The organism is Providencia sp. PROV109, assembly GCF_033681625.1.
Classification (GTDB): Bacteria; Pseudomonadota; Gammaproteobacteria; order Enterobacterales; family Enterobacteriaceae; genus Providencia; species Providencia hangzhouensis.
Map to the genome: position 1 here is coordinate 2,773,241 of NZ_CP096320.1, position 12,665 is coordinate 2,785,905.

Genomic DNA, 12,665 nt, shown 5'->3' on the forward strand with positions numbered 1-12,665 from the left:
AACCTCGACATTGCTTTTTAAAGTTCACTATATATATACTCCATTAACTAAAAGTGAACTTGAGTAGCATCAATAATTCTATCTATTTATAGGTAATAACGTACTACCGCTTTCGGATTATTTGTTTGTCACGTCGGGTCGTTAGCAGCACAAGGCAACTCATGGTAAAATACCCAAACTTGTTAAATTTAGGTGGTTTATGTATGTCTACTCTGCAAGGTGTTAATTCTGTTGATATAGCCGTAAGCATTTTAAATTATATTGCTCAGAATGGAGGTATTGCGCGCGCAGCGGATATTTCAAAAGGCTGTGAGATATCAAAAAGTCGGCTACATAAATATCTTGTTTCACTATGCCGTACACAAATGCTGTATCAAGACATTCAAACTAGCCGTTATGGCTTAGGCCGAAATTTAACCTTCTTAGCCAATTTTGTTAAACCTGAAGACTCTTATATCGACACTATTAATAATGCTTTGATTCAATTTCGTGATGAACAAAATGTCTCAACAGGTGTTGCCACCCGCTTAGGGAAAGCACTTTCTTTGGTTAAATATAATCGTAGCTTTAAAAATATTGAAATTGACTTTTTACCTAACACGCCATTGCCTGTCGTAAAAAGTGCGGCAGGGCTGGTTTATTCAGCATTTGATGGCCAATTTGGCTCTAATTCCTATTCACAAGACGAAATTAATAAAGTGACCCAACAAGGTTATGCTATCCGTTACCAACCAACAGAAGGTATTCCCGGAGCGCAATCTATTGCTTGTCCTGTATTTAATGGCGAAGGTCAGCTTGTTGCTGCCGCAGTGACGATGGGATTTATTGCAGAAAATGAAATGGAAAGATTAGCAACTGCATTAATCAAACAAGTTAATAAACTAAATTTATAACAACAAACCTTCATGATAATAACTCAAAAACAATAAAGCCGAGATTATCTCGGCTTTATAAGTTGATTATTTTACATCGATGCGAGGCAATTCACCCATTTCTTTGAGTTTTTTAGATATTTCACGGCGCTCTTTGGAAAGCTCAGCGTTCTTGATAATATAATCATCAACACGATCATCATAATCGCTACGCATGTTCGCAATAATTGCCTGAATATCCTCAATCGACATGCCTGGTTTTATATATTCACTCAAGTTATCCAGTAGCAAAACACGCTTCTGGTTATCACGAATTTTTTTCTCATTGTCGGTGATTTCACGACGAATTTTATTTTTGCGACGAAACATACGCACAAATTCCAGAACATTTTGGAAAGACGGCTTGTTAGCGTTGTCCATGTTTAAACCCTCTAGTCAATATTCAAAACGCATTATCTATTAACACAATACATTCTAATCCTATCGTGTTACAAGCCCGTTTCGCATATTTATCAAATTATTCCGCTGAAACTTGATTTCACTTTATACTTTAACGACCAAATTATCAGAGTGATCTTTATCAAACTTATTTCTCTGATCTTTACTTCCGATTTCTTGATTACCTGTCCCGTCACCTCTGAGACAAAATGCAGATAATATTGTCGTAATAATCACAAATCCCCCCATGACGAGATAAGTATGAGCAAAACCAATTTGATCGTATCCCCAGCCAGCTAATGGCGATAAAATACTTGCAACTACAGAGCTCATGCAGCTAAAGCCAACCAAATAAAGTGTCGATGACAAACGTTTATCAAAATGAAGGCTGTTATATTTAAAAATCGCGACTAAAAGAATCGGGAGTTCAACGGCATGCAGTAATTTCATTATCGATATCATAATTGCACCATCAACTAAGCCTGAACCAATAATGCGTAACGCCATCACTGAGCTCGCAAATAATAACCCATTTTTAGCACCTATCCGATTGACGATAAATGGTGCTAAAAACATCCCCCCTGCTTCCAAGAAAACCTGCAATGAGTTTAGATAACCGTACATCTCATTACCTAATTGTTCATTCTGAAATTGATGAGCAAAATACACCATAAATTGCTGGTCATATACACTGTATATACAGGTTCCTAATACAAATAATATTAAAGCCCAAAATTGAGGTTGTACAAACAATTGTAGAGCGTCTTTCACGGTTATCGTAGAAGGTTTACCATGTTCAAGGCTATTATAAGCATCCGTATTTGCCGTTTTTAATTTCAATAGAATAACTAAAAATAATAGGCCTGAAACAGTTGCCATAATAAAATTGTAATCAGGGTTCACGTTAATGTTACGCCCGGCAAAAAAGGTAGCTGTCGCCCAACCCAATGAGCCCCACATCCTCGCTTTACCATATTCAAAATTACGTAATCGGCTGACCCTCTCTGTATAAGACTCAAGCACCCCAATCCCTGCGTGAAAGGTCATACCAATAAATAAGCCACCAATTGCACTGCCTAAAAATACATTCCATTTTAGCAACGTCCCAAAAACCATAAAAAATGGCCCTGATGCAATCAGTAATACTGCAATAAATAATAGTAAATTTTTTCGTAACCCTAATTTATCCTGCATGAATCCATAAAGTGGTTGCGCGCAAAGCGCCACAATCGAAATACAAGAGAAAATAACCCCAGTATCTGCGCCATCTAAACCAACATATTTACGCAGCCAGATTGCAACGACAGAAAATGTTGATGACCAGGTGAAAAAGAAAAAAAACAATAATGCACTCAAAGAGGCATAATACTTTCTTGAACCACGATTCATATTTCATCACCTAACAAAAATTATCCTGATGAAATGTTAAGGTTAACATTAATTACAAACCACAAAATCACCTATTAATTGTGATGTTAATCACCAATGTTAACGTTAACAATTAATATATGTGACGCTTATCACAATACTTATAACTTAAGATAACGACCTCCTGCTGGGTAAAATATTCTATCGAGTTATCAAATTAAACTACTATCAATCGCGCCAGTTCAATATCAGATAGCCTTGGTTTAGCTTTCACAGTAGATAAGGTATCATTAATCAACAATGTATAGTGAATACCAATAAATTAACCACTATCAATCTACTATATAACCATCGAAATGGTGAAAACGTTGCAAGATAATAAAAAACAACCTACTTTTTTTATTCATGACTATGAAACTTTTGGTAAGCGCCCTGCTCTTGATCGGCCAGCGCAATTTGCAGGCGTCCGCACCGACCTTGATTTTAATATCATTGAAGAGCCAGAGGTTTTTTATTGCGCTCCAGCTGATGACTATTTGCCGCAACCTGAAGCCGTCATGATCACTGGGATCACCCCACAGGTCGCATTATCTCAAGGCGTTAATGAAGCCGAGTTTGCTAAACGAATTCATGCGGCTTTTAGTGTCCCCAATACCTGCATTATGGGTTACAACAATATTCGTTTCGATGATGAAGTTACCCGTAATATTTTTTATCGAAATTTTTATGACCCGTATGCCTATAGTTGGCAGCAAGGAAATTCACGTTGGGATTTACTCGACACTTTGCGTGCCTGTTTTGCGCTTCGCCCTGAAGGTCTTCAATGGCCAGAGAATGAAGATGGCCTGCCGAGTATGCGTTTAGAACATTTAACTAAAGCGAATGGTGTTGCTCATGAAAATGCTCACGATGCAATGTCTGACGTTTTAGCCACCATTAACATGGCCAAACTGTTGAAAGCCGCTCAACCCAGAATGTTTGATTATTTTTATCAATTAAGAAATAAAAACAAAATAAGTCAACTTATTGATATTGTAGAAATAACACCACTAGTTCATGTGTCTGGTATGTTTGGTGCATTACGTTCTTATGTCAGCTTAGTCGCTCCTCTTGCTTGGCACCCTGACAACAAAAATGCCGTTATTATGTGTGATTTATCTGCTGATATCTCACCATTAGTTGAGTTAGATGTTCAACAATTGCGTACCCGATTATATACACCTAAAGCTGAATTGGCAGGCGCTTCTCCCGTTCCTGTAAAACTCGTTCACATTAATAAGTGCCCTATTTTAGCACCAGAAAAAACACTGCGCCCTGAAGATGCGGAACGAACCGGTGTTGACCGTGACTTGTGTATGCGCAATCTGGAAACTTTACGCAAGAACCCTGAAATTCGTAATAAATTAATTGAGTTATTTAGCGAACCACAAGTATTTACAGAGTCGGATGATGTCGATACACAAATTTATAATGGATTCTTTAGTCCTTCTGACCGCTCAACCATGGATATTATTCGTGAAACATCGCCACAGAACTTGCCTGCATTGGAACTCAGTTTTGAAGATAAGCGCATGAAAGAGCTCTTCTTTCGCTATAAAGCACGTAACTACCCTGCCACCTTGTCTTATGATGAGCAGCAACGCTGGTTACAGCACCGTAGAGACTACTTTAGTGAAGAGCGTTTAACAGAATATATGCAACAAATACAGCTATTACTTGTAGAGCATCAACATGATGAAAAGCGTTGCCAACAATTAAAAGCATTGATTAGCTATGCGAGAGATCTCGCCAGTTAATTTAGTAATAAAAAAGGCAGATATTGAAACGTTTCCCAATACCTGCCTTTTGTTATTTATATGACGCGTTCATTAATGATCATGAGTATGAGCGCAGCCACAATCCCCTTCCCAATTTTTGCGTTTAGTTGTTTTACCTAAACCGGGGTTCATTGTATTTGTTGGGTCAGATTGTTTATAAAATGATTTTAATTGTTCTGGGGCTTTATATAAATGCCCTACGTTATGTTCCGCAGGATATTGAGCCCCCCTTTCATCTAATAAAGCTAACATTTTTTCTTTTAGTTCTTTCGGGTCAACGCCTTTTTTCAAAACATAGTCTTGGTGCATAACATGGCACATAAAATGACCGCAGTATAATTTATGAACTAATAGCTTTTCAATTTCTGGTGGTAATGTTTCAAACCAATTTCTATCATTGCGACGTAAAGCAATGTCGAGGGGTAATACATCTTCCACATCTTTATTATGAACAGCGTGATAACGAACAGCGGAGCCAGCAGCGGCAAAGCGGTGTAAAAATGCTTTTGCCCCCTCTTCTGGTGTACATTCAAAATAGCCGCCATCGGCGCTTGCAAAATAAGATTTCAGCCAAACTTTAGCCTCATCAATGCCATCTCCGGCCATTTTTAACATTAAATGGTGTTCATAACGATCACGAAACTCTTTCATACGTGGTGGTAAATGGGAAGGCCATAATTTACTGAGAACCTGCATAGTACGGTCGATCAGATTTGATGGCAGGAATGGGACTTTATTTAATACTGCATCAATACGCCCTTTAATAGTGAAAAACATTGGCATTTTGTCAGTACCAAATTTATCAATCATTAAAAAGGTATCTTTACCATAAACTTCTGCTATATCGAAGCAACCACGGTGCATATATTCACCTGCAACTGGCAGGTTTTTAAATTCACTTAAAATATAACGGCGTATATCTTCCAAAACGTCAGGGTTATTTGAACCGATATAAAATACCTGTGTTTTTTTATCGGCAGGGAAGGTATCTAAACGAACCGCAAACACGGCTAATTTTCCTGCGCACCCTGATGCTTCAAATAGACGACGTTCATCCGCGTTAAAGCGTGATGGTGTATCTGCATCGACATCACGAACGCGTTCTGCATACTCATGGTCAGAAGCGAGTTTATCGCTAACTTGTACGTCTTCACTACTATAGCCACGATTTTGTAAATTCGTCAGGATTTCTTCTGGTGTGTTACCTAAATCAATACCTAGGTGATTGACAAGCTCCACTTTTCCATCGTCACTGACTCGGCCATAAAGAGCAAGCTCAGTATAGGCGGGGCCTCTACGCACTAATGAACCGCCAGAACTATTACAAATACCACCCACAACTGAAGCTCCAATACAAGAAGAGCCAATCAAAGAGTGCGGTTCACGCCCTAATGGTTTTAAGATTTTCTCCAAGTCGTACAAAGTACTCCCCGGCATCGCAACGACTTGGTTGAATTCCGGTAAAACTTGAATTTGGTTTAATTTCAACGTACTAATAATGACGATATCGCGATCATAGTCATAGCCACTCGGTGTCGACCCTTCGGTTAACCCTGTATTCGCCGCTTGCATCAGGACAATTTTGTCTGCTTCAACACACGCCTTGAAAACATACCACTGTTCGAGCAATGTTGTTGGAAATACAACCGCGATTGCATCCCCCATACCAGAGCGGAAGCCTTTACGATAACGTTCTGTTTTATGTGGCTCTGTTAAAATATTTTTTTTGCCAACAATATTCCTAAGCGTCAGTAATAACCGTTGATTCTCAGGTTTCTTTGCATCATTCATTTGTGTGCCTTATTAATCGAATTCGTGATTATCATAGTTCTGCATTATGTGTTGTAACAACAATATCACATAATATTATGATGTTAATAAGCTACACGCTTTATCTTAAATAATTCTTAACGGGTAAAAAAATAGCGCCTCAAGGCGCTATTTTTGAATCTAATTCTGGACATATTCAAAATAGTTCGTGTTGTAGCAAGGCACCGAGCAAAACGATCATGGGGAGCATACATAAGTATGTGACCCATGATCGTTTTGAGAACGCAACGCAGCTACAGCGCGAAATATGAAGAATATTGTTAAACGTCGCTCATTTGCGGCATAGGCCGCTTAAACATACGTGTCAGTACAGCCATATAGACCAAACCAACTGCCGTCCAAACCAACCCGTAAACCATTGAGTCTTCTTCGATATTCAGCCATAACACACACACTGTCAGTGTACCAATAACAGGCAAAATCAAGTAATTCAGGATATTTTTGAACCCTGTCATGCGGCGTTCACGAATAAAGAATTGGCTGATAACCGAAATATTAACAAAGGTAAACGCGATTAACGCACCAAAGTTAATTAACGCGGTTGCAAAATCCATTTCAAACCAGATAGCACCTAATGCCAAGAAACCAACCATTAATACGTTGTATGCCGGAGTACGCCATGTTGGGCTTACATAACCAAACACTTTTTCTGGGAATACCCCATCACGCCCCATAACGTACATTAAACGTGCGCTACCTGCGTGAGCCGCCATACCTGACGCTAATACCGTAACACATGAGAAAACCAGAATGATTGACTGGAAGAATGCACCAGCAACAAAACGCATAATATCTGGCTGTGTTTCATTAATATTCTTAAAACGTGAAACATCAGGGAAATACTGCTGTAAGAAGAAAGAAACAGTAATAAAAATAATTCCACCGATTAACGCGGTTAAGAAAATAGCACGTGGGATCACTTTGCCTGCATTAGGTGTTTCTTCTGACAGTGAGCTTAATCCGTCGAAACCTAAGAATGAGAAACAAAGGATTGTTGCCCCAGCAATAAGCGGGATCACTTCGGTTTTTTCATTAGCAAATGGGTTAAATGTCCAAATCTCACCTGAACCTTCACCATTTGAAACGCCGTGAATCACTAAGCCCGTAAAGACCGCCATTACCCCAATTTGGATAATCGCAATCACAGTACTTAAATTCGCTATCACGTTGATACCGCGTAAGTTTGCTGCTGTCATTAATATGACTAATCCCACAACAAAAATCGCTGGCTCAACATTAGGGAAGATATCTTGTAAATAAATTTTAGCCAATAAGATGTTGATCATTGGCATAAAAATATAGGACAACAAGGATGTCCAACCCACCAAGAAGCCAATATGTGGGCTCATTGATTTTTGGGCATAAGTGTACGCTGAACCGGCTGATGGGAAACGTTTCACCAATTTACCATAGCTCAGAGCAGTAAACAGTATCGCAGCAAGTGCAATAATGTATGAAGTTGGAACATGTCCACCAGTTTTATCTGACACCATTCCGAAGGTATCAAATATCGTCATTGGCTGGATATACGCAATACCGATCATGACCACTTGCACCAATGTTAAGGTTTTTGCAAGTTGTACGCGGTTATTCGCACCCGTTTGATTGTGACCGATGTCTAATGGAATTGGTGTGTTATTTTGCACGTCTAAGCCCTCCCATAACTTTCGATTGCATACTACTTCGGCTTAATCGACAGTTACTGGGAAGACTTTGCATCTGCCTATAGGCAGAGAAAAACGAAGAGAGGGAGAAAGGCGTGTGAGCGAAGCCACCGAGAGCCCCGTAGTCATCGATACGGCAGCCGCCAGCGCCTGGCCCTGCTGCGAATGCGAAAAAGTAAGCCATAAAAGCATTCCTCAAATCGGTAGCGTAAAATGTTTGCTACACGTAAATATTAAAATTATCTCTCCGGCTCTATGTCCGGCCCCGCTAGAATGAACGTTCCTAAAAACAAAAAAACCGATGCTTCATTTGATTAAGCATCAGTTATTTTTTAGTTCGCGCATTTTGCACGCCATAACCACAAATAGCAAGTTAAATTGTTAACAAATCACCCTATTTTCCATGAGAAATTTTGATTATTTCTGACTTTTTCCCCTATCTGCTTATATCTTTTTTTTCTGAGCGTTTTTATCGCGTTTTAATCAGCAAAAAACCCTTTGGTGGAAGCCAAAGGGTTTGGATTAATCGAGATTAATTATTCGATTAGAAGTTGTAGTTGATACCGATATTGTAGCGACGGCCTTCTAATTCGGCACCGTAAGTCGCATTATCGATTCGGCGATCTAAGACGTTATAGACACCACCAACAATGTTCGCGTTCTTGTTAAGCTGATAACTCGCACCTAAATCAAATAAAGCATAAGATGCTGTACCACTTGACATTTTTTGTCCACGACCTTGGTATTCAGAGGTTTTACCACGGAAATTCATACGCGTCCATGTTTCTAAATCTTCAGTAGTTTGCCATGTCAGAGTGGAGTTAGCCATATGTTTAGGCTGTTTATTTAATGGCTTACCTTTATTTACACCACTTTTTTGTTCAGTATCAGTATAGGTGTAGTTAGCTGCAAAGCTTAAGTCATCCACAATACGCCAGTTGAACGTTAGTTCAACACCTCGCATTCTTGCTTTATCAACGTTCGCTTTATCGCTGATGAAACGATACGGTTTGTTAGGCTTGTCACCTTCACCATCTTGAGCTACTGTACATGCTCTTACTGTGCTACTATTTTCTTCACAACGCCTAACTTCAGTAATTTTATCTTTAAAGTCAGTGTTATAGATAGTTATCCCAGCAGTAATATTATCCTGATTGTTCCAAATAACACCAATTTCTTCAGTAATACTTTTCTCTGGTTTTAAATCAGGATTACCATAAATAACGGCATTTCCTGCACTACCGCCTGTTGCTTGTCCCCAGTTTGCGGACGATTCACGCAAGCTTGGTGCTTTATAACCTGTAGTTACCCCACCTTTAATTGTCCACTGTTCATCAGCATGCCACACACCATATAAACGTGGAGTCCAGTGTGAACCGTAGTTTTCGTCTTTATCCATACGAATACCACCGGTTAACGCAAAATCATTGGTCATTAACCATTCATCTTCTGCAAATAACGCCCAGCTATATCGTTCAAGCTGATTATACTGTTTAAATTTATTACCTTCATCTTTCAACTTCTCTTTACGATATTGACCACCAAGGCTTAAACTATGATCCCCCAATAAAAAGACACTTTGATTACGGAAAACAAGGTCTTCTGCCGTCATTTTACGGCCTGGGTTTTTTGTCTCATCGTATTGAATATAGGTATCTGTTGATGCAATATCATAAATACCCGTATGGGTTAATGCCATATGAGTCAACTCATATTTGCTAAAACCGCTACCGTCGCCTCTTTTGCTGGTATAACCCTCACGGTCATCACGATGTTGGTTATCACGTTTAAATTCTGCGTCGAAGGTATTTTTGTCATCTGGAGTCAACGATACCGTTGCTCCACCACTCGCCATGATTTGACGGTTAAAACCATTAATGATTTTATCTTCACCACGATGTGAATATTGTCCTTGTAGTTTCACACCCAGTAGACCATCAATTAATGGACCTGAGGTGTAAAAGCTGCCTTGCCCTGTATTACCTGAATTTTTACGTTCCGTAATTGTTGCGTCTGCACGTAAACTGGTCGTCCACTCTTGTTGAACACGACGAGTGATAATATTGATAACCCCTCCCATCGCATCTGAACCGTACAGCGATGACATTGGGCCACGTACTACTTCAATACGCTCAATGGCGGGTAATGGTGGTAACCAACCTTGTTCAATACCAGAACCATCACTATTTGGACGAGTGCTGCGTGTATCAACGCGTTTACCGTCGATTAAAATCATGGTGTATTTAGCATCCATACCACGGATGCTGATGTCTGAGCTACTGCCGCCTCCAGTGACTAAAACACCCGGTACATCTTTTAATGCGTCAGTCACATCACGATAAGCTTTAGTTTCGAGTTGTTCGCGAGTTACTACAGAAATAGACGCAGGGGCATCTTCAATTTTCTGTTGATAACCTGATGCTGTTGTTACATAGATTTTATCTTTACTGTCATCAGCAAATGCAGGTGCCGCAGCAATAGCCGCAATTATGCTAATTGCCACTTTTCTTTTATTAAAAACAACCATTCCCAACTCTCCAAGAGATATTTTGTTTTATATATGAATTGATTTGCTCACATTGATTTCATTGAATCAAAAAATATTTTTTATTATTGGGGCATTTAAATACCCATAGGAAATTCATGGTAAAAAACCATTATATAATTCAATTAAATTTCCTGTGGGTAATTACTATTAAATAATATTTAATTTGTTTATTTCTTTAATATTGCATCCTCTCATTTTATTTAATGTGCTTGCCGAGTGCTGCAAGCACATTATTCTATTACGATATTAACTTGCTAATTTATCAACCAGCCCATCTATTAGGACTTGCGGAACACCTTGCGAACAACGTTCGATACGACCGCGTACACCATAGACCTCAGCAAGGCTTTCAGGGGTAATTACCTCAGCAGGTTCACCTTGAGCAATTAAATTACCTTGCTTCAGCATTAATACATGTTCTGCGTGTTTGAGTGCAATATTAATATCATGAACCACCACAACCGTGATTATATTTCGACGCTTCGTTTCTTTCGCGACTAAATCCATCACATGATATTGGTAATTTAAATCCAGTGCACTTAAAGGTTCATCTAATAACAATAAGTTGGGTTGACGAATTAAAGATTGTGCCAAACCCACTAATTGTTTTTGACCACCTGAAAGTTGGTCTAAATAACTTAACGCCAAATGTTCAATACCCAATTGACGTAATAACCCCATCACTTCGTCTTTACTATTCTCATTGCTTAAACCACCTGAAGCACGTTGAGCAACAATAACAGACTCGAGAACATACAAGTGCACACCAGCAGGTAACGTTTGCGGTAAATACACCACATTTTGTGCTCGCTGGGCAAAACTCTGTTGAGTTAAGTCCTGGCCATCCAGTAGCAGCTGCCCTGTGGCTTTATTTAGCCCCGCCAAGGAACGCAACAATGTGGATTTGCCACTACCATTGGGGCCAAGTAATACTGTTATCTTGCCGCGAGGTAAGATATCCGTCGATAGGTTCTCAATTACGGGGCGCTTTGGGTAACCTGCATTAAATTGGTTAATAATCAGGCCACTCATGATACGTTCCCTCTATGACGTAAAATAATGCTTAAGAAGAACGGCACACCCACTAACGATGTCACAATCCCAACAGGAATAATCACACCCGGAATAATATTCTTCGACGCTATTGAGGCCATTGATAAGATTAACGCCCCAATTAATGCACTTGCTGGCAGATAAAAACGGTGATCTTCACCAAAAATCAACCTTGCAATATGCGGTGCGACTAAACCAATAAAGGCGATAGGCCCCACAAACGCCACCGCTAAAGCCGATAAAATACTAATACGTAATAATGTTGTTAGCCTTAAACGGCGCACATCAATACCGAAACTGATCGCCCTATCTTCACCCAACCTTAAAGCCGTTAATTTCCATGAACTCATCATGGCAACCGGGAAAACAAGCGCGAAAACCAATGCCATCACACCAAGTTTTACCCATGTTGCTTTTGATAAACTGCCCATCGTCCAAAAGACTAAACCCTGCAAGGTATCTTCTGTTGCGATGAATTGCATCATAGAAACCAATGCATTAAAGGTAAACACAAGTGCAATACCGAACAATACGACACCTGAGGTTGCTACACGCGTCCAGCGAGTTACCGCGTCTAACATCAAGGCTGCTAATAATGCAAAAATAAAGGCATTGGCTGATATTACCCATTGGTCAGGCACGCCTGGAATTGCAATCCCTGAAACAATCGCCAATGCGGCACCAAAAGCCGCCGCATTAGATACCCCTAGTGTAAATGGGCTCGCTAACGGGTTATTAAGGATCGTTTGCATCTCAGCACCAGCAAGTCCTAATGACATACCAATCACCACGGCCATCAATGCATATGGCAGACGGATATCCCAAACAATGACTCGAGTTCCTGCATCAACTGCTTCTGGGGTCATTAAGGTTTGCCATAAGCGTTCAAGGGATAACCCTGAAGGACCTAAGGTGAAATCAATAACCAGTGATAATAAAATCGCAGCGACGATAACAGCTATCCATGTCAATCGACGACGCAACATATTTTGATAATGTTGTTTTACATTGTTGTCAGCCTGAATCGCTGCTTTTTCAGCCGCAACTATTGGCTCGCTCGTGATACTCATCAATT

At 39.7% G+C, this 12,665-nt stretch carries 10 protein-coding genes; 2 read left to right on the forward strand and 8 right to left on the reverse strand.

Annotated elements, in window-relative coordinates; all coding sequences use genetic code 11:
- The first annotated feature begins 203 nt into the window (after positions 1 to 203).
- The gene (locus M1F25_RS12875) at positions 204 to 893 is read left to right on the forward strand and encodes a helix-turn-helix domain-containing protein (RefSeq protein ID WP_036958098.1); all 690 of its coding nucleotides are present in this window, start codon (positions 204 to 206) and stop codon (positions 891 to 893) included.
- A 66-nt stretch (positions 894 to 959) separates the two neighbouring features.
- Here M1F25_RS12875 and tmaR read toward each other — a convergent pair whose 3' ends face one another.
- Both tmaR and M1F25_RS12885 read right to left on the reverse strand, forming a co-directional pair.
- Positions 960 to 1,292, reverse strand: coding sequence for a PTS system regulator TmaR (gene tmaR / locus M1F25_RS12880; protein ID WP_004253179.1), 333 nt, complete (start codon positions 1,290 to 1,292; stop codon positions 960 to 962).
- Positions 1,293 to 1,415: 123 nt separating this feature from the next.
- Positions 1,416 to 2,699, reverse strand: coding sequence for an MFS transporter (locus M1F25_RS12885; RefSeq protein WP_004253175.1), 1,284 nt, complete (start codon positions 2,697 to 2,699; stop codon positions 1,416 to 1,418).
- A 347-nt stretch (positions 2,700 to 3,046) separates the two neighbouring features.
- On the opposite strand from M1F25_RS12885, the gene sbcB reads away from it, so the two are divergent.
- The gene (sbcB, locus tag M1F25_RS12890) at positions 3,047 to 4,474 is read left to right on the forward strand and encodes an exodeoxyribonuclease I (protein WP_036957613.1); all 1,428 of its coding nucleotides are present in this window, start codon (positions 3,047 to 3,049) and stop codon (positions 4,472 to 4,474) included.
- 72 nt (positions 4,475 to 4,546) lie between these two features.
- On the opposite strand, the gene dld is transcribed toward sbcB, so the two are convergent.
- The 6 genes from dld to M1F25_RS12920 all read right to left on the reverse strand — a co-directional run bounded on the left by dld (position 4,547) and on the right by M1F25_RS12920 (position 12,660).
- Positions 4,547 to 6,286, reverse strand: coding sequence for a D-lactate dehydrogenase (gene dld, locus M1F25_RS12895; RefSeq protein WP_004253168.1), 1,740 nt, complete (start codon positions 6,284 to 6,286; stop codon positions 4,547 to 4,549).
- A 299-nt stretch (positions 6,287 to 6,585) separates the two neighbouring features.
- Positions 6,586 to 7,971, reverse strand: coding sequence for an APC family permease (locus M1F25_RS12900; RefSeq protein WP_004253165.1), 1,386 nt, complete (start codon positions 7,969 to 7,971; stop codon positions 6,586 to 6,588).
- Entirely contained in the window at positions 7,961 to 8,173 is a 213-nt protein-coding gene (locus tag M1F25_RS12905; protein WP_004253162.1) for a hypothetical protein, read from the reverse strand. Before M1F25_RS12905 ends, M1F25_RS12900 begins: the two co-directional genes overlap by 11 nt.
- Before the next feature lie 360 nt (positions 8,174 to 8,533).
- Positions 8,534 to 10,516, reverse strand: coding sequence for a ligand-gated channel protein (locus tag M1F25_RS12910; protein ID WP_004253156.1), 1,983 nt, complete (start codon positions 10,514 to 10,516; stop codon positions 8,534 to 8,536).
- Positions 10,517 to 10,783: 267 nt separating this feature from the next.
- Positions 10,784 to 11,572, reverse strand: a complete 789-nt coding sequence (locus tag M1F25_RS12915; protein ID WP_094960415.1) for an ABC transporter ATP-binding protein — start codon at positions 11,570 to 11,572, stop codon at positions 10,784 to 10,786.
- Positions 11,566 to 12,660 carry a FecCD family ABC transporter permease gene (locus M1F25_RS12920; RefSeq protein WP_004253151.1) on the reverse strand — a complete coding sequence of 365 codons (1,095 nt, stop codon included), beginning with the start codon at positions 12,658 to 12,660 and terminating at the stop codon, positions 11,566 to 11,568. The genes M1F25_RS12915 and M1F25_RS12920 overlap by 7 nt, the downstream gene beginning before the upstream one ends.
- Between the last annotated feature and the right edge of the window lie 5 nt (positions 12,661 to 12,665).